This window comes from Fulvimarina pelagi HTCC2506, assembly GCF_000153705.1.
Taxonomy (GTDB): Bacteria; Pseudomonadota; Alphaproteobacteria; order Rhizobiales; family Rhizobiaceae; genus Fulvimarina; species Fulvimarina pelagi.
Genome location: NZ_DS022272.1, coordinates 1,785,099 through 1,809,772 on the forward strand (window position 1 = coordinate 1,785,099; position 24,674 = coordinate 1,809,772).

20 protein-coding genes are annotated in these 24,674 nt (G+C 63.1%); 4 read left to right on the plus strand and 16 right to left on the minus strand.

Annotated elements, in window-relative coordinates; all coding sequences use genetic code 11:
- Positions 1-7: 7 nt before the first annotated feature.
- The 7 genes from cobM to choX all read right to left on the minus strand — a co-directional run bounded on the left by cobM (position 8) and on the right by choX (position 7,741).
- A complete protein-coding gene (gene cobM / locus FP2506_RS08380; protein WP_007067011.1) occupies positions 8-784 on the minus strand; it encodes a precorrin-4 C(11)-methyltransferase in 777 nt (258 codons plus the stop codon).
- Positions 781-2,634: a precorrin-3B C(17)-methyltransferase gene (cobJ, locus tag FP2506_RS08385; RefSeq protein WP_007067012.1), complete on the minus strand. Its 1,854-nt coding sequence runs from the start codon at positions 2,632-2,634 to the stop codon at positions 781-783. The genes cobM and cobJ overlap by 4 nt, the downstream gene beginning before the upstream one ends.
- Positions 2,631-3,407, minus strand: a complete 777-nt coding sequence (gene cobI, locus FP2506_RS08390; RefSeq protein WP_007067013.1) for a precorrin-2 C(20)-methyltransferase — start codon at positions 3,405-3,407, stop codon at positions 2,631-2,633. The genes cobJ and cobI overlap by 4 nt, the downstream gene beginning before the upstream one ends.
- A 12-nt stretch (positions 3,408-3,419) precedes the next feature.
- Positions 3,420-4,568 carry a sirohydrochlorin chelatase gene (locus FP2506_RS08395; RefSeq protein WP_007067014.1) on the minus strand — a complete coding sequence of 383 codons (1,149 nt, stop codon included), beginning with the start codon at positions 4,566-4,568 and terminating at the stop codon, positions 3,420-3,422.
- Between the two features lie 260 nt (positions 4,569-4,828).
- Positions 4,829-5,878, minus strand: a complete 1,050-nt coding sequence (gene choV, locus FP2506_RS08400; protein WP_007067015.1) for a choline ABC transporter ATP-binding protein — start codon at positions 5,876-5,878, stop codon at positions 4,829-4,831.
- Positions 5,875-6,717: a choline ABC transporter permease subunit gene (gene choW / locus FP2506_RS08405; RefSeq protein WP_007067017.1), complete on the minus strand. Its 843-nt coding sequence runs from the start codon at positions 6,715-6,717 to the stop codon at positions 5,875-5,877. The genes choV and choW overlap by 4 nt, the downstream gene beginning before the upstream one ends.
- A gap of 85 nt (positions 6,718-6,802) precedes the next feature.
- The gene (gene choX / locus FP2506_RS08410) at positions 6,803-7,741 is read right to left on the minus strand and encodes a choline ABC transporter substrate-binding protein (protein ID WP_007067018.1); all 939 of its coding nucleotides are present in this window, start codon (positions 7,739-7,741) and stop codon (positions 6,803-6,805) included.
- 138 nt (positions 7,742-7,879) lie between these two features.
- Here choX and betI point away from each other — a divergent pair, with 138 nt between their 5' ends.
- The 4 genes from betI to betA all read left to right on the plus strand — a co-directional run bounded on the left by betI (position 7,880) and on the right by betA (position 13,290).
- Positions 7,880-8,470: a transcriptional regulator BetI gene (betI, locus tag FP2506_RS08415; protein ID WP_007067019.1), complete on the plus strand. Its 591-nt coding sequence runs from the start codon at positions 7,880-7,882 to the stop codon at positions 8,468-8,470.
- Positions 8,467-9,984: a choline-sulfatase gene (gene betC, locus FP2506_RS08420; RefSeq protein ID WP_007067020.1), complete on the plus strand. Its 1,518-nt coding sequence runs from the start codon at positions 8,467-8,469 to the stop codon at positions 9,982-9,984. Before betI ends, betC begins: the two co-directional genes overlap by 4 nt.
- 156 nt (positions 9,985-10,140) lie before the next feature.
- Positions 10,141-11,604, plus strand: a complete 1,464-nt coding sequence (gene betB / locus FP2506_RS08425; protein ID WP_007067021.1) for a betaine-aldehyde dehydrogenase — start codon at positions 10,141-10,143, stop codon at positions 11,602-11,604.
- Between the two features lie 3 nt (positions 11,605-11,607).
- Complete coding sequence (gene betA, locus FP2506_RS08430) at positions 11,608-13,290, plus strand: choline dehydrogenase (protein WP_007067022.1); 1,683 nt, start codon at positions 11,608-11,610, stop codon at positions 13,288-13,290.
- Between the two features lie 21 nt (positions 13,291-13,311).
- On the opposite strand, the gene FP2506_RS08435 is transcribed toward betA, so the two are convergent.
- From FP2506_RS08435 to mmsA, 9 genes are all read right to left on the minus strand, one after another.
- On the minus strand, positions 13,312-14,628 hold the full coding sequence (locus tag FP2506_RS08435; protein WP_007067023.1) for a TRAP transporter large permease: 1,317 nt from the start codon (positions 14,626-14,628) through the stop codon (positions 13,312-13,314).
- Positions 14,621-15,223, minus strand: coding sequence for a TRAP transporter small permease subunit (locus FP2506_RS08440; RefSeq protein ID WP_148227515.1), 603 nt, complete (start codon positions 15,221-15,223; stop codon positions 14,621-14,623). The genes FP2506_RS08435 and FP2506_RS08440 overlap by 8 nt, the downstream gene beginning before the upstream one ends.
- 63 nt (positions 15,224-15,286) lie before the next feature.
- The gene (locus FP2506_RS08445) at positions 15,287-16,300 is read right to left on the minus strand and encodes a TRAP transporter substrate-binding protein (protein ID WP_187289033.1); all 1,014 of its coding nucleotides are present in this window, start codon (positions 16,298-16,300) and stop codon (positions 15,287-15,289) included.
- A 145-nt stretch (positions 16,301-16,445) separates the two neighbouring features.
- Positions 16,446-17,960: an aldehyde dehydrogenase (NADP(+)) gene (locus FP2506_RS08450; protein WP_007067026.1), complete on the minus strand. Its 1,515-nt coding sequence runs from the start codon at positions 17,958-17,960 to the stop codon at positions 16,446-16,448.
- A 67-nt stretch (positions 17,961-18,027) separates the two neighbouring features.
- A complete protein-coding gene (locus tag FP2506_RS08455; RefSeq protein WP_007067027.1) occupies positions 18,028-18,963 on the minus strand; it encodes a dihydrodipicolinate synthase family protein in 936 nt (311 codons plus the stop codon).
- Entirely contained in the window at positions 18,963-20,768 is a 1,806-nt protein-coding gene (locus FP2506_RS08460) for an IlvD/Edd family dehydratase (protein WP_007067028.1), read from the minus strand. The genes FP2506_RS08455 and FP2506_RS08460 overlap by 1 nt, the downstream gene beginning before the upstream one ends.
- An 87-nt stretch (positions 20,769-20,855) precedes the next feature.
- Positions 20,856-21,791 (minus strand): Gfo/Idh/MocA family protein, encoded by a 936-nt coding sequence (locus FP2506_RS08465; RefSeq protein WP_007067029.1) that lies wholly within the window; start codon positions 21,789-21,791, stop codon positions 20,856-20,858.
- Positions 21,788-22,999 (minus strand): multiple monosaccharide ABC transporter permease, encoded by a 1,212-nt coding sequence (gene mmsB, locus FP2506_RS08470; protein WP_007067030.1) that lies wholly within the window; start codon positions 22,997-22,999, stop codon positions 21,788-21,790. Before mmsB ends, FP2506_RS08465 begins: the two co-directional genes overlap by 4 nt.
- Positions 23,000-23,049: 50 nt before the next feature.
- Positions 23,050-24,585, minus strand: a complete 1,536-nt coding sequence (gene mmsA, locus FP2506_RS08475) for a multiple monosaccharide ABC transporter ATP-binding protein (protein WP_007067031.1) — start codon at positions 24,583-24,585, stop codon at positions 23,050-23,052.
- Between the last annotated feature and the right edge of the window lie 89 nt (positions 24,586-24,674).

The window sequence follows — 24,674 nt, forward strand, 5'->3', positions numbered from 1 at the left end:
GTTCGCTTCAGGCCACCGACTTGCGCTTCGGGCGCAGGAGATGGACCTGCGTCCCGTCGTAGAGCTTGGAGTCGATGAAGTCCTTGGCACCCAGAGCGCGCCCAACGAAGATCAGCGCCGTGCGCGTGAGCTTGGCCTCGCGCGCCTTGCGGTGAAGTTCGCCGAGCGGGGCGCGAATGAAGGTCTCGTCCGGCCAGCCGACACGGTAGGCGATGATCGCCGGGCAATCCTCGCCGTAAGCGGCGAGCGGGGTCAGCTCGCGCTGGATGTGCGGGATGTTTCGGATCGAGAGATGGATCGCCAGCGTCGCACCGCTTTTCGCCAGCGTCGAAAGCTCCTCGCCGTCGGGCATGGAGGAGGATTTCATCGCCGTGCGGGTGAGGATAACCGTCTGGCAGACCTCCGGGATCGTCAGTTCGGTCTTCAGCGCCGCCGCAGCCGCCGAGAAGGCCGGCACTCCGGGCGTCACGTCGTAGGGGATACCCGCGGCGTCGAGCCGGCGCATCTGCTCGGCCGTGGCGCCGTAGAGCGAGGGATCTCCGGAATGGACCCGAGCGACGTCAAGTCCGGCATCATGGGCAGATTGAATCTCCGCAATGATCTCGTCGAGCGTCATCGGCGCAGTATCCAGCACGCGCGCATCCTTCGGCGCGGCCTCGACGACCTCCCTCGGCACCAGCGAGCCGGCATAGAGGCAGACCGGACAGGCTTCGATCAGGCGCAAGCCGCGAACCGTGATGAGGTCCGGCGCGCCCGGCCCGGCCCCGATGAAGTGGACTGTCATGGTTCGATCCTCATTCGGCCCCCAAACCCGATCTTGCTTCCGTCCTTTCGGGCATAGCCACGCGGTGTGTAGACCCACGTTTTTTCGTTTCCGGTGCTAATGCCCCTCGAATTCGACGAGCCGACGAGGACGACAGTCAGCATGTCGACGTCGTCGACCTCAAGTTCGGCTAGGGAAACGATGCGGATCGTTTCCTGGGGGCGGCCGAGATTAGTGCCGAGGATGACCGGCGTTTCGACCGGGCGGTGTTTCAGGAGTTCGTCGCGGGCATAGGCGAGCTGGGTGCGGCGCTTCTTCGAGACGGGGTTGTAGAAGGCGACGACGAAATCGCCTTCGGCTGCGGCCTTCACCCGGCGCTGGATGTCCTCCCAGGGCGTCAACAGGTCGGACAGGGAGATGGTGCAGAAGTCGTGGCCGAGCGGCGCCCCGGCCCTCGCGGCCGCGGCTTGCAGCGCGGAGATACCAGGCGAGCATTCGATCGCGATACGCTTCGCGCCATCCGAGAGATCGCCCTTGTCCAGGAGTTCGAAGACGAGGGTCGCCATGGCGTAGATGCCGGCATCGCCAGAGCAAACGAGGGAGACCGTCCTACCCTCGCCGGCCAATTCCATCGCGTGGCGCACCCGCTTTTCTTCCGCCCCAAGATCGAAATCGTGCCGTGCCTTTCCGGCGGCGAGCGGGCCGAGGATGTCGAGATAGAGCGAATAGCCGACGAGATCGGTGGAGGCGCCGATCATGCGGCTTACCTCCGGCGAGCGCCAGTCCGGCTGGCCGGGACCGATGCCGACCACGAAAAGGGCGCCGCGGGCTCGACCGATTGTACTCGGGTCGACTGGGTTCGGAGCCTTCGCCAACGCCGCCGTGACCCGCCTCGATTTCTGCTTGGGATGAACGAGGGTCCCCTCCCCGCCCACACTTGCGAGCGCTGCGCCTTCCGCAACGCCGTGGCAGCCAATCTCGGCGAAGACGATGTCGGACGGGTTTGCGAGCCGGTCGCGCTCAGCTTCGAGCCGGTCGGCAGTGAAGAAGCGGGCTGGAACGCCGAAATGCTCGGCGACGGCATGGATCGCGGGTTCGTCCGCCTTGAGGTCGACACTGGCGACTGCTGCGAGTGAGAGCGGACTGACGCCGGCCTGTTCGAGGACGTTTTCCGCAAGTGCGATCGCCTCCTCGATGGGAGCGCCGCGTTCCGATCCCATGCCGAGGACGAGCGTCTTCGGGCGGTAGAGGAGTTCGTCTTCGCGCGGGCCTCTTCGCTCGGTCGAAACCGTCAGGCTCAAAGTGGCATCGCTTGAGGTCAGGATGCCAGCCTCCGAGAGCCACGGCGAATCGCCGATGATCCTCGCACTTTCGCCCGCCAGAAGCCGGACCATGATAGGCTTGGCGTCCTGCGGGTTATCCAGCGCATAGCCGGGCGGCGGCGCGTCGAGCGCGATGCCGAAAGCGAGATCGCCAGCCGTGGTGATAGCGGCATGGCCGCCGATCGCCGCTGCTATCTTCCTAGCAAGATCGTTCGCGCCGTGATGACCGCCGAGGAGTGGCACGACGCTGGAGCCGTCTTCGGCAATGGCGACGACCGGGGGCTCCGTCTGCTTGTCGGCGATGACCGGCGCGAGCAGCCGGATCACCGCACCAGATGCCATCAGCGCGAGGATCGGCGTTCCGGCGTTAAACAGTGTACAGAGATGTTCGCCTGCGTTTTCGAAGGAGACCGTCGTATCGCTCGTGCGGCGCGTCGCACCGTGAATGTCACCATCGACGGTGCGGGCGATCGTCTCGGCGATATCTCGGGCAGACTCCGAGAGGATCACTACGGCGGGACGAGCGTTCTGAGAGACAAGCTTCGTCATTGTCCGACGCTCTCCTCGTCGCGGCGGGCGAAGTTCGGAAGCGACGCATTCACGATCGCCGGCTCCGAGCCGCGATAGCCGAGGATCATCGAGAAATAGGGCGCGGTTTCCGGCGCATAGGCGAGCGGCAGGACGATCTCCTCCGGCATTGAAAGCCGCTCGCAATAGCGGCATCGCTCGGTGAGGCCCATCCGATCGATCACGTGCCGGATGCGGGCAAAGTGGCGGCCGAGCTTCATGATGGCGAAAGCCTCGGCGCTTTCGATGCGCGCGATCAGCTCTTCATCGGGCAGCGGGCCGGGGATGACGGTCAGCCGGTCGTTCCGCGCTGCGAGCGGGCGTGCCGATGCGGCGCTCGCTGCCATGATCGACGAGACGCCGGGCACCACGATCGTCTTGAACCGGCCCGCGAGGCGCTCGAAGAGATACATGAACGAGCCGTAGAAGAAGGGATCGCCTTCGCAGAGGACGGCGACGTCCTCGCCCCCGTTCAGGGCGGCGGCAATTTCGTCCGCGGCGCGGTCGTAGATCTCCGCCGCAGGAAAACGCTCTACGCGCATCGGAACCTCGATGGCGATCTCACGCTGGTCGGGCTTCAGATAGCTGGCGACGATCGAACGGGCGAAGCTTTGGCCGGTATCGGGTTTGGGATAGGCGACGACGGGAGACGCGGTCAGGACGCGGTGGGCCTTCAGCGTCAGGAGCTCGGGGTCGCCGGGGCCGACGCCGAGGCCGTAGAGGGTGCCGGTCTTCGGCTGCTTGTCGTCTTTCATAGAAGCGCCGCGTCAGCGCATCGAGTTCGGGCCGAGGGGATGGTCGGCGTGGGGATAGGGGTGGTGATGATGGTCGTGCCCGTGGGCATGGCTATGGCCATGCGCATGTGAGTGGCCATGATCGTGTCCGTGCTCGCCTGCGCCGTGCTCATTGCCGTGGCTGCGCGAATGGGTGTGTTCCCCCGCATGACCATGCACGTGAGTATCCTTCGCTCCCGGCACAGGACCCGGCTCTGGCACGGTGCGGCAGGCGCCGGTGCAAATGTCGTCGCACAGCTGGCAATCGGCCGACGAGCCGACGCCCTCGACATGATGGTGGTGGCTTTCCTGCGCCAGGCCCACTTCCGCCTCGAAGCCGAGCACCTGTTCGCGGTACTTGCACATCTGGCAGTTCATGTTGTTGACGCCGTCGAGCACCTCGTGGAGCCGCTCGACAAAGGTCTCGACCACTAGATCATGCGCGCCGAGATAAGGCGCCTTCAGAAAAGAAATCTCCGGATGCGCCGCCGCGACCTTGTCCGTCTGGTCGTAGATCCTACGCACGAGAACGCCGGTGAAGAGAAAATACGGGAAGACGATGATCCGCTTGTAGCCAAGGCGCGCGGCGTGGCTGAGCCCCGGCTCTACCAGCGGGAAGGTGACGCCCGAATAGCAGGTCTCGCCCCAGCCGAAGCCCATGCCCTCCCAGAGCATGCGCATGACCTTGGAAACGTTGGAATTGGCGTCGGGATCGGACGCGCCGCGGCCGACGACGACGAGCATCGTATCATGGAGGGGATCGCCCTCCGTCCAGCCGTCCGCGCGTAGGCATTCCTTGATGCGCTCGGCGGCGGCGCGGATCATCTTGAGGTCGATGCCCAGTTCGCGGCCATAGCGAATGTTGACGCCATTGGCGGCGGCATAGGTGTTGAGAACGGAAGGGATGTCGTTCTTGGCATGGCCGGCGGCAAAGAGCATTCCCGGCAACGCAACGATGTCGCCGGCGCCAGATTCCTTCAGCTTGTTAAGCCCATCGCGGATCACGGGTTTGGCGAATTCGAGGTAGCCGTGTTCGGTGGTCCAGTCGGGAAGCTTCTCGCGCAGCTTTTCGGCGAGACCGCCGAATTCTTCCATGGCGCCCTTGTCGCGGCTGCCATGGCCGCACAGCATCAAGGCTTTCATTCTCATCCTCCTGGCACGGCGTTTCGGGCCGCGATCGATGCCGGAGGATCGGAGGCGCGCTCATCCGCGCGGCCATAAGATGCAGTCCGACAGCTCCGTCTTGGCCCCCTGCTTGGGTCGGCCGCACCGGAATGCGTTTCAGCCCGGTCCGGCCGGGCACCATCGTTCGATTGGCAGCGTGGTTATCGACAAAGACCGCCCCAGTCAAACGCAGCCCGGTCCTTGCCGCCTGCGAGGTTGTTACCCGTAGGCTGAGAGCCTCAGGCCGCCTTGGGTGGGTTCTCGCCCTTTGGCGAAACGGCCGCCACGACGTCGTTCGGGCGGATCAGTCCGACGGGCTTGCCGTTGTCTTCCACTCTGATGGTCGCGCCTTTTCCGAGCCGGTCGAGGAAGTCTCGGATCGGAGTGTCGACATCGACGGACCCGCCCTCGGAGGCAGGCGTGCCGTCGTCTTCGCTCATGACGTCGCGGGCACGCAAAATCTCGAGGAGGTTCGTCTGAGCCACGAAATCGGCGACATACTGGTCCGCCGGGTTCTGGATGATGTCCGACGGTGTGCCGCACTGGACGATCCGGCCGCCCTCCATGATCGCGATCCTGTCGCCGAGTTTGAACGCTTCGTCGAGATCGTGGCTGACGAAGAGGATCGTGCGTTTGAGGTTCTTCTGTAGGTCGAGGAGCTCATCCTGAAGGCGGTTGCGGATCAGCGGATCGAGCGCGGAGAACGGCTCGTCCATGAGAAGGATCGGTGCGTCGGTGGCAAAAGCGCGGGCTAGGCCAACGCGCTGCTGCATGCCGCCGGAGAGCTCGCCCACCTTGCGCTCGGCCCAGTCGCTGAGACCAACGAGTTCGAGCTGTTTGCGAACTTTCTCTTCGCGCTCGGCCTTCGACATGCCGGACAGCTCGAGCCCTAGCGCGACATTGTCGATGACGTTGCGCCAGGGAAGAAGCCCGAACTGCTGGAACACCATCGAAACGCGCGAAAGGCGCATGTCGCGGAGCTTCTTGGTCGACGCGTTGGTGACGTCCGCCATCTCCGTGCCGTCGTTGACGAGGACGCGGCCGCGGCAGACGGGGTTGAGCCCGTTGACCGCGCGCAAGAGCGTCGACTTGCCGGAGCCGGAAAGACCCATCAGGACGAGAATCTCGGCCTCTTTCACCTCCAGCGAGCATGCGTGGACGCCCAGAACCTGCCCGGTCTCCGCCTGGACCTCGGCGCGGGTCTTGCCGGCATCCATCAGGGGCAGCGCGCTTTCCGGATTGTCACCGAATACGATGTTCACGTCGTCGAACAGGATTGCCTGGCTCATGCCTTCTTCCTTTGACCGACACGCAGCACGCGATCGAGAATGATCGCGACGACGACGATAATGAAGCCCGACTCGAAGCCGAGCGCGGTGTTGACCTGGTTCAGCGCGCGAACGACCGGAACGCCGAGACCGTCCGCTCCAACGAGGGCGGCGATCACGACCATCGAAAGCGAGAGCATGATAGTCTGGTTGAGGCCGGCCATGATCTGCGGCAGTGCATAGGGAAGCTCGACCTTCCAGAGCTTCTGCGAGCCCGTCGCGCCGAAGGCGTCCGCCGCTTCGAGCAGAGATTTTGGTGTCGAGGAGACGCCGAGGTAGGTCAGGCGGATCGGCGCCGGCAGGACGAAGATCACCGTCGCGAGCAGGCCCGGCACCATGCCAATTCCGAAGAAAACGATTGCCGGAATGAGATAGACGAAGGTCGGCAGGGTCTGCATCAGGTCGAGAACCGGCTGCAGGAAGGCGTAGACTTTCGGGCGGTGGGCCGCCGCGATACCGATCGGAACGCCGATCGCCATGCACACGATACAGGCCGAGAGAACCAATGTGAGGCTCTCGGTCATCTCCTCCCAGTAGCCCTGGTTGATGATGAAGAGGAAGCCGAGGACGACGAACAGGGTCAGCTTCCAGCTGCGCTGCAGCCAGAAACTGAGAAGGCCGAAGAGAGCGACGATGATGAGGGGGTTGGGCGTCTGGAGAAGCCAGAGCAGCGAGTCGATCAGCCAGCCTCCGAAATCGGCCATCCCGTCGAAGAACCAGCCGCCGTTCGATTGAAGCCAGTCGAATACGTCCTCGGCGATATTGCCGATCGGAATCTTGTAGTCAGTCAGCCAGTTCACGACGCCAAGCCCTCACCCCTTGCTCGTTCAAGAAAAGCCCCCGCCGGAATGACGGGGGCTCGAATGTCCGGTTCGGTAACCGAGACTACATGCCGAGTGATTCCTTGACGGCGGCGAGTCCCGGTTCGCCGTCGACGGTGGTCACGCCTTCGAGCCAGCCTTCCCACTCGCCGGGATTCGCCTTGAGCCACGCTTCGGTCGCGACACCAGCTTCTTCCCCATCGTCGAGGATCTGGCCCATGATCTGGTTTTCCATGTCCAGTGAGAATTTCTGGTTCTTCAGGAAGGTCGTGACGTTCGGGCATTCTTCCATGTAGCCCTGTCGTGCGACCGTATGCACCGTGCCTTCACCGCCGAAGAAGTCTTCGCCACCGGTGAGATACTTGAGGTCGTAGTTGGCGTTCATCGGGTGGGGCTCCCAGCCGAGGAAAACGATCGGATCCTCCTTGGAATAAGCCCGGCCGACCATAGCCAGCATGCCCTGTTCGGAGCTCTCGACGACCTCGAAACCGGAAAGATCGTGCGTGTTCTCTTCGGTCAGCGAGACGAGATAGGCGTTGCCTTCGTTGCCCGGCTCGATCCCGTAGATCTTCTCGTCGAGCTGATCACGGAACTTCGCGATATCGGCATAGGTCTGAAGACCCTCTTCGTAGAGATAGGTCGGAACAGCGAGCGTGTATTTCGTGCCTTCGAGATTGGTCGAGACATTCTCGATCTCGCCCGACTCGAGATACGGGCCGATCGCCGCATTCTGTGCGGGCAGCCAGTTCCCGAGGAAAACGTCAACGTCGTCGCTCTCAAGCGATGCGAAGGTCACGGGCACTGAGAGTACCTTGACGTCTACCGTATAGCCGAGACCTTCGAGAATATGCTTCGTGGTGGCGGTCGTCGTTGTAATGTCGGTCCATCCGACATCGGACATCGTCACCGTTTGGCAGGCCTCGGAAACCTGCGCGTTGGCAGCGCCTGCAAGCGCGGTGGTGCCGAGAAACGCAACTGCGATCGTTCCGAGTGCTTTGCGCATGAATACTCCCTCTTTAATACCGACTCCCTTGCGCCGGTTGTTTTTGATTGATCAGTCAATTAAAACCGATCGCGGGACTGATGTAAACAGCGCCACCGCGAATGGTGTGCTCAGATTAGTATCACTGGCGGAGCGAGGATGCCAAAGATCGGAATGGAGGCGGTGCGGCGCGAGGCCCTGATCTCGGCCACGATTGCCGAAATCGGCGCTTCAGGCTCGCTCGACGTGACCGTCGGGCGGATAGCGAACCGCGCCGGTGTCTCCTCCGCCCTCGCCCACCACTACTTCGGATCGAAAGAACGAATCTTCTTTGCCGCCATGCGACGGATCCTCGACGATTTCGGCAAGTCGGTGCTGGCGCGCTTTCGCACAGCGAACGGCCCACGCGCCCGGGTCGAGGCGATCATCGGCGCCTCCTTCGATCCCGATCAGTTTGACCCTGCGATCGTCTCGGCCTGGCTCGCCTTCTACGTGGAAGCGAACCGTTCGCAGAACGCCCAGCGGCTGCTCCGGGTCTATGCGCGCCGGCTCGATTCGAACCTCGTCCACTCGCTGCGCGACCTGATGACCGAGGACGCCGCACGCCGCACGGCGCAGGGCCTCGCCTCGCTGATCGACGGCCTCTACATCCGCGCCGCCCTGCAGGAGCGCGCACCCAAACGCCATGACGCCGCGGCGCTGGTCATGGACTATCTCGATAAAGCCTTGAAGACGGAGAAGGCCGCATGAAGAAGAAGCCGAACATCCTGATCTTGATGGTGGATCAGCTCAACGGCACGCTGTTCCCCGACGGTCCGGCTGACTTCCTTCATACGCCCAATCTAAAGAAGCTGGCGGCACGCTCGACGCGATTCCGCAATAGCTACACGGCTTCCCCACTCTGTGCGCCGGGCCGGGCGAGCTTCATGTCGGGCCAGCTGCCTGTACGCACGCGGGTCTACGACAACGCGGCCGAATTCGCCTCCGATATTCCGACCTACGCCCATCACCTGCGTCGCGCGGGCTACCAGACGACGCTGTCGGGCAAGATGCACTTCGTCGGACCGGACCAGCTGCATGGCTTTGAGGAACGCCTGACCACCGACGTCTATCCGGCCGATTTCGGCTGGACGCCGGACTATCGCAAACCCGGCGAGCGGATCGACTGGTGGTACCACAATATGGGCTCGGTGAAGGGCGCGGGGATCGGAGAGATCTCCAACCAGCTCGAATATGACGACGAGGTCGCCTACGAGGCGAAGCGCAAGATCTACGATCTCGGCCGACGGGGCGACGATCGGCCCTGGATGCTGACGGTCTCCTTCACCCACCCGCACGACCCTTACGTGGCGCGGAAGAAATACTGGGACCTCTACGAGGATTGCGAACACCTGCTGCCTGAGGTTTCGGCGATTCCCTATGAGGAGCAGGACCGCCATTCCCAGCGCATTCTCGATGCGAACGACCGGTCGAACTTCGAGATCAGCGAAGACGACATCCGCCGCTCGCGGCGGGCCTATTTCGCCAACATCTCCTATCTCGACGACAAGATCGGCGAGATCTTCGAGGCGCTGGACGGCACCGACCAGACCGAGGAGACGATCGTCCTCTTCCTCTCTGATCATGGCGACATGCTCGGAGAGCGCGGCCTCTGGTTCAAGATGAGCTTCTACGACGGCTCGTCCCGCGTTCCGTTGATGATATCAGCTCCGCAGATGCCGGCAGGTCGGATCGACACGCCGGTTTCGACGATTGACGTGACGCCGACGCTCGCCGATCTCGCTGGCATCGATCTCTCCGGGATCATGGACTGGACTGACGGCGAGACCCTCGTTCCGGTCGCGAACGGCAAGGACCGAACGAACCCGGTGCGGATGGAATATGCCGCCGAGGGCTCGCAGGCCCCGCTTGTCTCGCTGCGCGAGGGTCGGTGGAAGTACAATCACTGCGAGATCGATCCGCCCCAGCTCTTCGACATGGAGGCCGATCCGCACGAGCTGACGAACCTTGCCTCAACCACTGATTATGCCGAGACCGTGCAGCGTTTCGCGAAAGAAGTCGGCCAGCGCTGGGACATGGCGCGCTACGACGCGGAGGTGCGCGAGAGTCAGGCGCGGCGCTGGATCGTCTATCCGGCGCTGCGCAACGGCGACTACTATCCGTGGGACTTCCAGCCGCTGAAACGGGCGTCCGAGCGATACATGCGCAATCACATGGACCTCAACGTGCTCGAAGCCTCCCAGCGTTATCCGAGGGGGGATTGAGCCGGTGATCACGTTTCACGGGGCCCGCTGGTTCGACGCTGGCCGGATGACAATGCGGGCGAAGCAAGAATTCCGTTCGAACGGTTCGGGACGGGACGGGCTTCCGGCATTCCCACAACAGCCGATTTTGTATGTCAAAGGCTTGGAGGCAAAGCCATGAGAGCCCAGCCCAAAGCCAGCCATTTCATCGATGGCGCATATGTCGAGGACAAGAACAGCGAAGCGTTCGATTGCGTCTATTCGGCGACCGGCGAGACGATCGCGACGCTGCACGCCGCAACGCCCGCGATCATTGAAAAGGCGATGACCTCGGCCGCGAAGGCGCAGGGGGAATGGGCGGAGTGGACGCCGGTCCAGCGCTCGCGCGTCCTGCGCCGGGCAGCCGACATCATCCGCGAGCGCAACCAGGCGCTGTCGGAGCTCGAGACGCTTGACACCGGCAAGCCGATCCAGGAGACGATCGTCGCCGACGCCACCTCCGGCGCCGATGCGCTTGAATGGTTCGCCTCGATCGCCGCGACGCTGTCAGGTGAAAGCGTGCCGCTCGGCGCCGATTTCGCCTATACGATCCGCGAGCCACTCGGCGTCTGCGTCGGCATCGGCGCGTGGAACTATCCGACCCAGATCGCCTGTTGGAAGGCCGCGCCGGCTCTCGCATGCGGCAACGCCATGGTCTTCAAACCATCGGAACTGACGCCACTCTGCGCCCTGAAGGTTGCCGAGATCATGCACGAGGCCGGCGCGCCGGCAGGGCTCCTCAACGTCGTTCAGGGCTTCGGCAAGGTCGGAGCGGCGCTGACCGGCCACGAGCTCTGCGCCAAGGTCTCGCTGACCGGTTCGGTCGAGACGGGACCGAAGGTTTACGCGGCGGCCGCCGAAGGCATGCGGCACGTGACGATGGAGCTCGGCGGCAAGTCGCCGATCCTCGTCTTCGACGATGCGAGCCTTGAAAACGCGATCTCCGGCGCGATGCTCGGCAACTTCTATTCCACCGGCCAGATCTGCTCGAACGGCACGCGCGTTTTCGTCCAGCGCGGCATCTACGAAAAATTCCTCGATCGGCTCGCCGAGCGCACCAGGACGATCAAGCTGGGAGATCCGCTCGATCCGGACACGCAGCTCGGCCCGATGGTTTCGTTCGCACAGCTTCAAAAGGTGCAGGGCTACCTGAAGAAAGCTGGCGAAGAAGGCGCGCGGCTCGTCATTGGCGGAGGCGTGCCGGAGGGCCCTGCGTTCGCCGAGGGTGCCTATATCGAGCCCACAGTCTATGCCGACGTCACGGACGAGATGACCATCGCGAAAGAGGAAATCTTCGGGCCGGTCATGTCGGTCTTCCCGTTCGAGACCGAAGAGGAGGCACTCTCACGCGCCAACCAGACGCCCTTCGGCCTCGCCGCCGGTGTCTTCACCAGCGACCTGACGCGCGGCCACCGCGTGGCGAAGAAGCTTCAGGCCGGCATCTGCTGGATCAACGCCTACAACCTCACGCCGGTCGAAGTTCCCTTCGGCGGGGTCAAGAAATCGGGTCTCGGCCGCGAGAACGGCAAGGCCGCCGTCGAGTTCTACTCGCAACTGAAGACCGTCCATGTGGGCATGGGCCCTGTCGAGAGCCCGTACTGAGCGATGAGCACAAGTCTAAACATTTTAGCCGAGGCCGATTACGTCGTCGTCGGTTCGGGTTCGGCGGGTTCAGCGCTCGCCTACCGTCTGTCGGAGAACGGCAAACATTCGGTGATCGTCCTTGAATTCGGCGGTACCGACATGGGGCCGTTCATCCAGATGCCCGCTGCCCTCTCCTATCCGATGAACATGAAGCGCTACGATTGGGGCTTCGTCTCGGAGCCCGAACCGCATCTCGGCGGACGCCGTCTGGCAACGCCGCGCGGGAAGGTGATTGGCGGTTCGTCCTCGATCAATGGCATGGTCTATGTGCGCGGGCACGCGAGGGATTTCGACCATTGGGAGGAGAGTGGTGCGAAGGGCTGGGGCTTCGCGGACGTGCTTCCTTTCTACAAGCGGATGGAGCATTGGCACGAAGGCGGCCATGGCGGTGATCCGAAGTGGCGCGGCAAGGACGGCCCGCTCCATGTCAGCCGCGGCCCGCGCGTCAATCCTCTGTTCCACGCCTTCGTCGAGGCTGGAACCCAGGCCGGGTTCGAGGCGACGGCTGACTACAACGGTGAAAAGCAGGAGGGCTTCGGCCCGATGGAGCAGACGGTGTGGCGGGGTCGGCGCTGGTCGACCGCCAATGCCTATCTCCGCCCTGCCCTGAAACGCAGCAATGTGCGTCTCATCCACGCCTTCGCCAACCGGATCGCCATCGAGAACGGTCGGGCAACGGGCGTCGAGGTCACGAAGGGGCGAAATGCTCATCTCGTGAAGGCGAACCGCGAGGTGATCATCGCGGCCTCATCGATCAACTCGCCCAAGTTGCTCATGCTCTCCGGTATCGGACCGGCGGCGCATCTTGCCGAACACGGGATCGAGGTCGTTGCGGACCGGCCCGGTGTCGGCGGCAATCTACAGGACCATCTGGAGGTCTATATTCAGCAGGCCTGCACCCAGCCGATCACGCTCTACAAGCACTGGAACCTCTTTGGAAAAGGCTTTTCGGGCGCGCGATGGCTACTCACGAAGACCGGGCTCGGCGCTTCGAACCAGTTCGAGAGTGCAGCGTTCCTCCGCAGCCAGGCGGGTGTCGAATATCCCGACATCCAGTACCACTTCCTGCCGATCGCCGTTCGCTACGATGGCAAGGCGGCGGCCGAGGGGCATGGCTTCCAGGCCCATGTCGGGCCGATGCGTTCCCCTTCGAGGGGCAGCATTTCGTTGCGCTCGTCGGATCCGATGGAGCCCCCGAAGATCGTCTTCAATTACATGTCGACCGAAGAGGACTGGATCGACTTCCGCCGCTGCGTGCGCCTGACGCGGGAGATCTTCGCTCAGAAGGCCTTCGACGCCTATCGCGGCAAAGAGATCCAGCCTGGCGATGCCGCACAATCGGACGAGGCGATCGACGATTTCATTCGTGAGGAGGCCGAGAGCGCCTATCACCCCTGCGGCACCTGCCGGATGGGCGATGCGGAGGACCGGAACGCGGTGGTCGATCCCGAGTGCCGGGTGATCGGCGTCGACGGGCTCAGGGTCGCCGATTCCTCGATTTTCCCGCGGATCACCAACGGCAATCTCAACGCGCCGTCGATCATGGTCGGAGAGAAGGCCTCCGACCACATTCTCGGCAAGACGCTTCCGCGCGACGAGGCCGAACCCTGGATCAATCCGCGATGGAAGACCTCCGATCGCTGATCGGAGGTCAAAGCTTTTCGCTTACCGATACCAGAGCGCGATGCTCGGGAACGCGATGACGAGGCCGAGCGCCAGCGCCTGAAGCCCGATGAACGGAAGCAGAGAGCGGAAGATCGTACCGAGGGAAATGTCCGGCGGCGCGACGCTCTTCAGATAGAAGGCGGCCGGGCCGAAGGGCGGCGAGAGGAACGAGATCTGCATGTTGAGCGAGAAGAGGACGCCGAACCAGATCAGGTCGTAGCCGAGCGAGTCGACGATCGGCGCGAAGATGGGAATGGCAAGAAGCGCGATGCCCACCCAGTCCAGGAACATGCCGAGAATGGCGAGGATCACCATCATGACGAGGAGGACGACGATCGGCTCTTCGGAAACCCCGGTGAGGAGGCCTTCGATGAACTCGATACCGCCCATCAGATTGTAAACGCCGATGAGTGCGGTGGCGCCGACACCGATCCAGACGATCATTCCGCAGGTCCGGAGCGTCTGAAGCGCACTGTCGACCAGCAGCTTCATCGTGAACTCGCCGCGCAGGATCGTCGACAGCACGACGCCAAAGACGCCGATCGCCGAAGCCTCAGTGACCGAAGCGATGCCCGCGTAGATCGAACCGAGCACGAACACGACGACGATAAGCGGAAGAATCAGCCCCTTGAGGAGTGCGAGCTTCTCCGAGAGCGGGACCTTTTCCTCCTGAGGCGGGACCGGAGCAATGCTCGGGTTCAGATAACCCCGGATGAGAACATAGACGGCATACATCGCAGCCAGCATCGCGCCAGGAACGAAGGACGCGGTGAAAAGCTCGCCGATCGAAACGTTTGCCGAAAGGCCGTAAATGATGAGCACGATCGAAGGCGGTATCATCGTGCCCAGCGCACCGCCGGCGCAGACGATCCCGATCGCGAGGTGCTTATCGTAACCGAGACGCAGCATCTGCGGGAGCGCGAGAAGGCCGAGAAGCACGATCTCGCCGCCGATGATACCCGACATCGCCGCAAGGATCACCGAGACCACGAGCGTCTGAACGCCGACACCGCCGCGAACCCGTCCGGCGATCAGCTTCATGGCGTCGAAGAGGTCTTTCGCGATCCCGGATCGGTCGAGAACCGACGCCATGAGGACGAACATCGGTACCGAGAGAAAAACGTACTGCGTGATGAACGAGTAAATGCGTGTGGTGACAATCGGCACCGCCATCGGCCCGAACCAGCCGAGGGCGAAGATCAGCGCGACAAGTATCGTGACGAAGGCAAGGGGCATGCCTGTGACGAGGAGCGCCAGCAGCATGGCAAACATTGCGATGCTGCCGCCGCCGATCCCCAGAGCTGAGAGATCAAACATCAAGGGCTCCGTGCTCGGAGCCACCGTGATGTATCTGTTCAGAAGGCTTGCGCCTGAAATGGCGGATCGCCTGAAGAGCGAACTGCACTGTCATGAGGCAGAGGGTGATGAACAGGAATGCCTTGACGATTGCTGGCGTCGGTGGGTTCCAGGCACTTCCGCTGGTTTCGATCCGGAAGCCGCCGCTGGGCGTGAAGAACGCCTTCTGAGCCAGACTGTAGGCTGCCCAGGCCATCAGCGCGCATGCGGCCATTCCAACAACCGATATACATATGTCGAGGATGCGCCTGTAGGCCGGACTGACCGCCTCGTAGATCAGGACGACACGAATGTGCCGGTCCGTTCCGAGACAGTAGGCCCCGCCGAATGCAAAGCAGAGCGCGGTCATTGCGGTGGTCGTTTCATGAACCCAAAAGGTCGGCGCGTTGAAAGCGTACCGCATCACGACCTCGTAGAGCGTAAAAGCCGTCACGAAAAGGAAGAGTATCGCGAAGAACCAGCCGATCGGCGTCAATACAGCCGAAAGCGCATCCTGCGGAATGTCTTTCTGCTCTTGGCGAACGCCGTCTTCGGGTTGAGTGGAATTTTCGGCCATCACTTGTCCTCCCGAGTGACCACCGTCCGGGCGAGAGGCCCGGACGGCAGCGAAGATCAGGCTTTAGAGTTTGCCTTCACTCTTGAGGAACTCGGTCATCGTGTCGAAGACTTTCTGAGCGCCTTCGGACCGACCAGCGTATTCCGCCCACTGGTCTTGAGCAATCTGACGGAACTTCTTCTTCTCTTCTTCAGACCAGCTGTGGACCGTGACGCCTTCGGTCTGAGAAAGCTTGTCGGCAACCTCCTGGTCACGCGCCTTGATACGCTCAGCGAGTTCGTCCGCATACCAGGTGACGGAGTCTGTCAAGATCTTCCGATCCTCTTCAGACATCGAGTCCCAAGTGCTCTTGTTGATCGAGACCTCGTTCAGCGGCAGCGAGTGGAACCCGGGCCAGATCGGGTTTTTCGCGACGTCGTGCAGGCCCATCGAGTCATTCGTCGCGAGCGTCGTCGCATCGGCGGCACTGATGACGCCCTTGTCGAGGGCCGTGAACACTTCCGACTGAGGCAGGTTCACCGGCGAAGCGCCTGCGGCAGCAAATGCGGACTGAACCATGCCCTCGGGAGCACGCATCTTCACGCCCTTGAGATCCTCGACGCTTGTGATCGCGATCTTCGAGGGAATAGCCTCAGCTGTCTGGGCTGCTGCTCCGACAAAATGGACGCCATAGGGCTCGAGAATCTCGTTATAGAGCTCGGCTCCACCGCCACGATCAAAGAATGCTCGCAGTTCTTCCGGGGAAGAGTAGGCACCGACCGGGTTCCCGATTAGCGCAAAGGCCGGATCCTTGCCGGTGAAGTATGAGGAGTCCGTGATATGACCGCTGAGGATTCCTGCACCGACCGCGTCGAGCGTCTCGTTATATTCGACGATCGAACCGGCCGGCAGCATCTCGACGTTGATGCGGCCATCGGACATTTCCCGAAGGTGATCGGTCCAGGCGCTCTGAACCTCAAAGGCAGCCGTGCCGGAATTGTCGCTCGACTGGAACTTTAGATCGTAGCTTTCCTGAGCATAGGATGCAGCCGTAAGTGAACTCACGGTTGCAATAGCAATTGCGAAACGTTTCAGCATCAGGTTTCCTCCTTCTTGGATTGCTTGGCGCTCCGTGTCGTTCGACGCGGAACGCCTTGGATTCATGTCGCTATCTCGGCGTCTCTTCCCCGGGTTTAAACGAATGTAGGACCCGCGACAGTTTGTCAAAGACGCTTCGATTCGACTACTGCAAGTCTGGATTGAGAACAGAATCAGGCATGTTCTGGTAGCAGACCGGGCGCAGGAAGCGCCGGATAGCGAGCGTGCCAACCGATGTCGCGCCGAAATTCGTGGAGGCCGGATAGGGTCCGCCGTGGACCATGGCATCGGCCACCTCGACGCCTGTCGGGAAACCGTTTGCAAGAAGACGGCCGGCCTTGCGCTCGAGGATCGGCACGAGCTTTCCGACAGCCGGGGCATCGCCGTCGTCCATCTGCAGTGTCACAGTGAGTTGCCCGTGCAGCTTGCGCGCAATCCGCTCCATTTCGGTATCGTCCTCGACCCGAACGACAATGCCGAGCGGGCCGAAGACTTCTTCCGCCAAGGCCTCATTCGCTTCGAACACCTTGCCCGTGGTCTCGAGGATGTATGGCGACGCGTGACGGCTGGCATTGGCTTCACCAACCAGCGCCTTCACCCCCTCGGTCTGAGAGACCTTCTCGGCTCCAGAGCGATAGGCGGCCGCGATGCCGTCGGTGAGCATGACCTGCTCGTCGCCACCCTTCGCCGCGTCGACCGCCGCAGACACGAAATTATCGGCCTCCGGACCGTCCTTGACGAAGACGAGGCCGGGATTGGTGCAGAACTGCCCTGCCCCCATGGTGAGCGAGCCGACCCAGGCCGTGCCGATCGCTTCGCCGCGCGCCTTCAGTGCCTCGGGCATCGCGAAGACCGGGTTGACCGAACCGAGTTCGCCGAAGAACGGAATCGGTTCGGGCCGCTGGGCGCAAAGATCGTAGAGCGCGCGGCCCGCGCCGAGGGAACCGGTAAAGCCGACCGCCTTGATCAGCGGATGGGTCACGAGACGCTCGCCGACCGCGCGGCTGCCGCCCTGCACCAGCGAGAAAACGCCCGGATGGATGCCGCAGGCCTCGATTGCGGCATGGATCGCCTGGGCGACGATCTCTCCCGTTCCCGGATGGGCCTCATGGCCCTTGACGACGACCGGGCAACCGGCAGCGAGGGCGGCCGCCGTATCGCCGCCAGCAGTGGAGAAGGCGAGCGGGAAGTTCGAGGCGCCGAAGACGGCGACGGGGCCAATCGGGCGCTGGATCATCTTCAGTTCGGGACGCGGCCCGGCCGGACGGTCGGGCATTGCCGGGTCGGTGCGCCGATCGAGATAGGCGCCTTCGCGGATATGCTTGGCGAAGAGCTTCAGCTGGCCGGTGGTGCGACCGCGCTCGCCCTGGAGGCGACCGGCGGGCAGGCCTGATTCTTCGGTGCCAATCTCGGTGATCGCATCGCCGCGCTTTTCGATCTCCTCGGCGATTGCCTCGAGGAAAGCCGCTCGGGTCTCGCGCGAGGAATAGGCATAGGTCCAGAAGGCGTCCTCGGCCGCTTCTGCCGCCCGATCCACGAGGTCGGGCGTCCCGGCAGAGAATGTCCGCGGCTCGGCCGAGAGGGGCTGGGACTTGAAGGTCTGATCGGCGCCGACCCATTCGCCGGCGATGAGATGCTTGCCTGTCAGGTCGAGGGTCATGGATATGTCCAGTTCTGTCTCGTGTCTGCGGGCGTTCGCCCGCCTTCGTGCAACGCTCGTCGAGCCGTCACCGGCCCCAGCGAAGCACCATGGGGTCGAGGCTCCGTGCCAGTTCGATAAGACCGGCGCGCGTTTCAGGATGGGCCGGCATGATCGGTCGGCGCACCGCGTCGCTCGCGATGACGCCGCCCTCTTTCATGAGGATCTTGGCGGTTGCGAAGCTCGTTTGGCGATTCTCGTAATTGATCAGCGGTAACCAGCGCGCATAGGCGTCCATCGCCTGTTTGCGATTGCCGTCGAAGAAAGGATCTAGGATCTGGCGAATTCCGTCGGGATATCCGGCGCCGGTCATTGCGCCCGTCGCGCCGGCATCGAGATCGGGCATCAGGGTGATCGCTTCCTCCCCGTCCCAAGGGCCTTCGATCGCTTCGCCGCCGAGCGAGATCAGTTCGCGCAGCTTCGAAGCTGCGCCCGCCGTCTCGATCTTGAAATAGGCGACGTTCTCGATCTCGTTCGCCATGCGCGCCAACAGCGGTGGCGGCAAGGGCGTGCCCGAGATCGGCGCGTCCTGGATCATGATCGGGATCGAGATCGCGTCCGACAGCGCCCGGAAGAAGGCGAGGATCTGGCCTTCCCCGACACGCATGGTCGCCCCGTGATAGGGCGGCATGACCATGACCATCGCCGCACCCGCTGCCTCCGCGGCCTTCGCTCGGGCGATGGTGACGTCGGTCGAGAAATGGCTGACCGTGACGATGACCGGCACACGGCCGGCGACGTGCTCCATCGAAAGCACCACCTGCTCGTCGCGCTCGGCGTCGGACAGGAGGAACTGTTCGGAGAAGTTCGCGAGGATGCAGATGCCGGTCGAGCCGGCATCGATCATGAAGTCGAGCGCACGCTTCTGACCCTCCGGATCGGGGGTGCCGTTTTCGTGGAAGATTGTCGGCGCGACCGGATAGACGCCGCGAAACGGGCGGACGGCGGAAATCGAGAATGTCATCAATGATTGTCCCGGGGGAGCCCCTTGCTCTGGGCGACCGCCCGATAGCTGGTCGCCATTTCAAGGCACATCCCGCTCTCCATCTGACCGACGAGGCCACGCTGGATTTCCTGCCAGGGCGTCTGATGATCCGGATAGGGATAACCGCCCGCTGCCTCCAGCGCGGCGTGGCGTTCGTCGAGCTCCTCCTTCGAAATCAGGATATCGGCGGTACCCTTGCCGAGATCGATCCGCACCTTGTCGCCGGTCTTCAGGACGGCGAGCCCGCCGCCGGCGGCCGCCTCTGGCGAAGCGTTGAGTATGGAGGGCGAGCCGGAGGTGCCGGACTGGCGGCCGTCCCCGACGCAGGCAAGTGACTTCACGCCCTTCTTGATGAGGTAGTCCGGTGCTCGCATGTTCACGACTTCCGCCGCGCCGGGATAGCCGATTGGCCCGGCGCCGCGCATGAAGAGAATGGAGTTCTCGTCGATCGCGAGAGATGGGTCATCGATGCGGTGGTGGTAGTCCTCCGGTCCATCGAAGACGACCGCCTTGCCTTCGAAGGCCATCGGGTCGTCCGGGTTTTGGAGATAGCGCATCCGGAACTCGTCCGAGATCACCGAGAGCTTCATGATCGCCGAGGAGAAGAGGTTGCCTTTCAGCACCCGGAACCCGGCGCGCGGGCGCATCGGATTGTCGAAGGTCTTGATGACCTTGTCGTCCTCGATCTCGGCATTCCCGCAGTTCTCGCCGATCGTCTTGCCGTTGGCGGTGACAGCGTCCTCGTGGATGAGACCCTGGCCCATCAGCTGGTTGACGACGGCGGGAACGCCGCCGGCATGATAGTAGTCCTCGCCGAGATATTCTCCAGCAGGTTGTAGGTTCACCAGCAGCGGGATGTCCTCGCCCAGTTCCTGCCAGTCGTCGATCGAGAGCTCTACGCCGAGATGGCGGGCAATAGCGTTGAGGTGGATCGGCGCATTGGTGGAGCCGCCGATCGCGGAATTGACGCGGATGGCGTTCTCGAACGCCTTGCGCGTCATGATGTCGGTCGGCTTCAGATCCTCGTGGACCATGTCGACGATGCGCAGACCGGTGCGCCAGGCGACCTCCTGCCGGTCGCGATAGGGCGCGGGAATCGCCGCCGAGCCGGGCAACTGCATGCCGAGGGCTTCGGCTAGCGAGTTCATGGTCGTCGCCGTGCCCATGGTATTGCAATAGCCGGTCGAGGGTGCCGAGGAAGCGACGAGCTTGATGAAGCCGGCATAATCGATCTCGCCGGCGGCCATCATCTCACGCGCCTTCCAGACGATGGTGCCGGACCCGGTGCGCTCGCCCCGGAACCAGCCGTTCAACATCGGACCGACCGAGAGCGCGATCGCGGGGATGTTCACGGTGGCAGCTGCCATCAGGCAGGCGGGCGTGGTCTTGTCGCAGCCGATCGTGAGGACGACGCCGTCGAGCGGATAGCCGTAGAGGAGTTCGACGAGGCCGAGATAGGCAAGATTGCGGTCGAGCGACGCCGTCGGGCGCTTGCCGGTCTCCTGGATCGGATGGACGGGGAATTCCAGCGGAATGCCGCCGGCTTCACGGACGCCGTCGCGGACGCGCTTGGCAAGCTCCATATGGTGCCGGTTGCAGGGCGAGAGGTCGGAGCCGGTCTGCGCGATGCCGATGATCGGCTTGCCGGACTGCAGTTCGTCCTGGCTGATCCCGTAGTTCAGATAGCGCTCGAGATAGAGCGCCGTCATGTCCGGATTGTCGGGATTGTCGAACCAGGCGCGCGAGCGCAGCTTTTTGTCGGAAGAGTTCGGACGGTCGGACATGGAGGTCCCTTCTCGATGTTGGCCGGAGGCGGCCGGTTCTGGCGGCGTGCCCTCCGATAAATGCGTGGCTCGGCAGACGCACCGGGCCTAGATGGGTTCTTCGTGGAACGCGTCCACGGTTTCGCGACGCCCTAGCATGAAGGCGTCCGCCACATGACGCAGCGGCGCGATATCGACATCGCTGGTGCCTGAGCCGACAAGATCGACGAAATGCCGGTAGATGCCACGATATTCGGCATCCGGTTCGTCAATGACGGGCTTGCCGTCGAGCGTGAGCTTCTTGCCGCCTTCGGAGAGTTCCAGAGAGCCACCGTCCTCCGTCTCGACGACAATGTCCCAGGTCTGCGGACCCTCCTGCCGCCAGTCGAAATCGGCGGTGAGGTCGAGGCCGTTCGCATCGGTGAAGGCGAGCTTCGCCGCGATCGGGGCCTGCCGGTTCTCTGGGAAAGAGAGCGTCGAGCCGGTGAGAAAGAATGTCGTCGGCAAGATGTGCGTCGCGATCGAGAGCGCGTTGATGCCTGGGTCAAAGACGCCGAGCCCGCCCGGCTCCCAGATCCATTCCTGCCCGGGATGCCAGCGGCGGACGTCCTCCTTCCAGGTGATGACCGCGCGGCGGACGGAGCGCTTCGCAAGCCAATCCCATGCAGGCTCGACAGCCGGCGCGAAGCGGGAATGCCAGGTGGCGAAAAGCGTGACACCTTTCTCGCGCGCGACTTCCACAAGGTCTTCGACCTCGCTCAGCGTCGCGCCGGGCGGCTTTTCGAGGAGGACGTGCCTGCCGGCCTTCAGAGCTTCGAGCGCCAGCGCATAGCGAACCTGCGGCGGCGTGCAGAGTCCGACGGCGTCGATCTCCGTGCCGCTCAGCATCTCTGTCAGGGATGTAAAGTTGGCGATGCCATCCACCGAAGCCGAACGACTGGCGGCGGCGGCGAGCGCGATCCCGTCGGTCGCCTCGATCGACGGGAAATGCTGGTCCCGCGCGATCTTGCCAACGCCGACGAGGCCGAGACGAATGCCGCTCATGATGCGCGCGAGCGGTTCACGACGTCGAAGATCACGGCGAGCAGAAGGACGAGGCCCTTGATCACCTGCTGATAGTCGATGCCGATGCCGAGGATCGACATGCCGTTGTTCATCACGCCCATGATGAACGCCCCGATGACCGCACCGACAATGGTGCCGACACCGCCCGCCATGGACGCGCCGCCGATGAAGACGGCCGCGATGACGTCGAGCTCGAAGGCAAGCCCCGCCTTCGGGGTCGCGGTATTGAGGCGTGCTGCAAAGACGAGGCCGGCGAGCGCCGCCAGCATGCCCATATTGGCAAAGGTAAGGAAGGTCAGGCGCTCGGTGTTGATGCCGGAGAGCTTCGCCGCCTTCTCGTTGCCGCCGATCGCATAGATGCGGCGGCCGATGGTCGTGCGCGAGGTGACGAAGGAATAGGCCGCAATCAGCACCGCCATCACAATGAGGACGTTCGGGAACCCGCGGAAGCTCGAGAGCAACCAGGTGAGATAGAGAATTGCGACGGCGATCAGCACGTTCTTCGCCATGAAGAAGCTAAAGGGCTCGTCGCTATGGCCGCTGCCGCGCGTCGAGAAGCGATGCTTGAGGGCGAGCCCCAGGATGAAGGCGGCGACCCCCGCCCCGAGGACGAATGAAACCAGGTGGAAGCCGCGCACATCGATGACGTCCGGCAGGAAGCCCGAGGCAAGAAGCTGGAAACCGCCAGGGAACGGACCGACCGACTGGCCGGCCAGCAGCCAGAGGGTCAGCCCCTTGAAGACGAGCATGCCTGCGAGCGTAACGATGAAGCTTGGGATCTTCCAATAGGCCACCCAATAGCCCTGCGCCGCGCCGATGAGACCGCCGACGGCCAGGCAGATGATGCTCGCGACGAGGAAGTTCATGTCCCACTGCACGATCATCACCGCGGCGAGCGCGCCGACGAAGCCAAGCACCGAACCCACCGAGAGATCGATATGGCCCGACACGATGACCAGCAGCATGCCGAGCGCCATAATGACGATGTAGCTGTTCTGGAGCACCAGATTGGTCAGGTTGATCGGCTTCATCAGAATGCCGTCGGTGGCGATCTGGAAGAAGGCCATAATGACGACGAGCGCGATGAGAATGCCGTATTCGCGCATGTGCCTGCGCAGGAAGGACCAGTGGCTGGCGCTTTCCGTCTCTGAGCCAACGGCGGTGTCGGTCGTTGCTTGCTGCGACATGGTTCCTCCCTTGGGATGCCAGCCGGCATAGGCAGTTCCTGCCCTGCCCCCTACGCCTTGCCCGACGACCGGATGATGGCCGCCATGATCTTTTCCTGAGATGCTTCCGCAGTCGGCATCTCGCCGACGAAGCGTCCTTCGTTCATCACGTAGATGCGGTCGGATATGCCGAGGAGTTCGGGCATTTCCGACGAGATGACGATCACCGCCTTGCCCTGAGCGGCGAGCTCTCCGATGATCGAATAGATTTCGTATTTCGCCCCGACGTCGATGCCGCGTGTCGGCTCGTCGAGGATCAGCACCTCCGGCCCGGCGAAGAGCCATTTCGCCAGCACGACCTTCTGCTGGTTGCCGCCGGAGAGGTTCACCGCCTCCTGGGCGATCGAGGACGACTTGATGCGCAGCCGGTCGCGATAGTCGTTGGCGACCTTCGCCTCCTTGCGGTCGCTGACGACGATGCCGCCGTTCGCGATGCCCGGCAGATTGGCGAGCGGCACGTTCCGCCGGATGGTCTCGTCGAGGACGAGGCCGTAAAGCTTGCGGTCCTCGGTGACGTAGCAGATGCCGGCATCGATCGCCCGACCGACGGTGGAGGTGTCGACCGGCTTGCCGTGAAGCAGCACTTCACCGGAGACGTAATGGCCGTAAGAGCGACCGAAGAGACTCATGGCGAGCTCGGTACGACCTGCCCCCATAAGCCCGGCAATGCCGACAACCTCGCCGGCCCGGGCCTTGAAGGAAACGTCCTTCACCACGGTGCGGCTGGAATGCTGCGGGTGCGTGGCCGTCCAGTTCTTCACCTCGAAGATCGTCTCGCCGATCTTCGGCTCGCGCGGCGGATAGCGGTCTTCGAGGGAGCGCCCCACCATGTCGCGGATGATGTCGTCTTCCGAAACGTTGCCGCCCGAGCAATCGAGCGTCGAGACCGCCGCGCCGTCGCGGAGGACCGTGATCGAGTCGGCGATCTTCGCGATCTCGTTGAGCTTGTGCGAGATCATGATCGAGGCGATGCCGCGCTGCTTGAATTCGAGCAGCAGGTCGAGCAGCGCCTGGGAGTCTTTCTCGTTGAGCGAGGAGGTCGGCTCGTCGAGGATAAGAAGTTTCACCTCCTTCGACAGCGCCTTGGCGATCTCGACCAGCTGCTGCTTGCCGAGGCCCAGATTCGTGACGAGTTCCTGCGGACTTTCCTTCAGGCCGACGCGTTTCAGGAGTTCGCCGGTGCGCTCAAAGGTCTGCTTCCAATCGATGATGCCCTTGGAAGCGCGCTCGTTGCCGAGAAAGATGTTCTCGGCGATCGACAGGAGCGGTATCAACGCGAGCTCCTGGTGGATGATGATGATGCCGAGGTTTTCCGAGTCGCGGATGCCGGAAAACTTGCATTCTTCTCCGCGAAAGCTGATCGCGCCCTCGTAGGAGCCATGCGGATAAATGCCTGACAGCACCTTCATCAGGGTCGATTTTCCGGCGCCGTTCTCACCGCAAAGCGCGTGGATCTCGCCCTCGGCGACGCGCAGATTCACGTCGTCGAGCGCCTTCACGCCGGGAAAGGTCTTGGTGATGCCCCGCATTTCGAGAATGGGCTGCATGGGTCGTCTGGCTCGCCGCTGATACGAGAAAAATCGATTATCCGATCATCTGCGAAGGGGCGGCGCCGCAAGGCACCGCCCACGACACG

Bases quoted from the DNA above. Each gene is read 5' to 3' on its own strand.
- cobM (WP_007067011.1), bottom strand. From the start codon at position 784: ATGACAGTCCACTTCATCGGGGCCGGGCCGGGCGCGCCGGACCTCATC.
- cobJ (WP_007067012.1), bottom strand. From the start codon at position 2,634: ATGACGAAGCTTGTCTCTCAGAACGCTCGTCCCGCCGTAGTGATCCTC.
- cobI (WP_007067013.1), bottom strand. From the start codon at position 3,407: ATGAAAGACGACAAGCAGCCGAAGACCGGCACCCTCTACGGCCTCGGC.
- FP2506_RS08395 (WP_007067014.1), bottom strand. From the start codon at position 4,568: ATGAAAGCCTTGATGCTGTGCGGCCATGGCAGCCGCGACAAGGGCGCC.
- choV (WP_007067015.1), bottom strand. From the start codon at position 5,878: ATGAGCCAGGCAATCCTGTTCGACGACGTGAACATCGTATTCGGTGAC.
- choX (WP_007067018.1), bottom strand. From the start codon at position 7,741: ATGCGCAAAGCACTCGGAACGATCGCAGTTGCGTTTCTCGGCACCACC.
- betI (WP_007067019.1), top strand. From the start codon at position 7,880: ATGCCAAAGATCGGAATGGAGGCGGTGCGGCGCGAGGCCCTGATCTCG.
- betC (WP_007067020.1), top strand. From the start codon at position 8,467: ATGAAGAAGAAGCCGAACATCCTGATCTTGATGGTGGATCAGCTCAAC.
- betB (WP_007067021.1), top strand. From the start codon at position 10,141: ATGAGAGCCCAGCCCAAAGCCAGCCATTTCATCGATGGCGCATATGTC.
- betA (WP_007067022.1), top strand. From the start codon at position 11,608: ATGAGCACAAGTCTAAACATTTTAGCCGAGGCCGATTACGTCGTCGTC.
- FP2506_RS08435 (WP_007067023.1), bottom strand. From the start codon at position 14,628: ATGTTTGATCTCTCAGCTCTGGGGATCGGCGGCGGCAGCATCGCAATG.
- FP2506_RS08440 (WP_148227515.1), bottom strand. From the start codon at position 15,223: ATGGCCGAAAATTCCACTCAACCCGAAGACGGCGTTCGCCAAGAGCAG.
- FP2506_RS08445 (WP_187289033.1), bottom strand. From the start codon at position 16,300: ATGCTGAAACGTTTCGCAATTGCTATTGCAACCGTGAGTTCACTTACG.
- FP2506_RS08450 (WP_007067026.1), bottom strand. From the start codon at position 17,960: ATGACCCTCGACCTGACAGGCAAGCATCTCATCGCCGGCGAATGGGTC.
- FP2506_RS08455 (WP_007067027.1), bottom strand. From the start codon at position 18,963: ATGACATTCTCGATTTCCGCCGTCCGCCCGTTTCGCGGCGTCTATCCG.
- FP2506_RS08460 (WP_007067028.1), bottom strand. From the start codon at position 20,768: ATGTCCGACCGTCCGAACTCTTCCGACAAAAAGCTGCGCTCGCGCGCC.
- FP2506_RS08465 (WP_007067029.1), bottom strand. From the start codon at position 21,791: ATGAGCGGCATTCGTCTCGGCCTCGTCGGCGTTGGCAAGATCGCGCGG.
- mmsB (WP_007067030.1), bottom strand. From the start codon at position 22,999: ATGTCGCAGCAAGCAACGACCGACACCGCCGTTGGCTCAGAGACGGAA.
- mmsA (WP_007067031.1), bottom strand. From the start codon at position 24,585: ATGCAGCCCATTCTCGAAATGCGGGGCATCACCAAGACCTTTCCCGGC.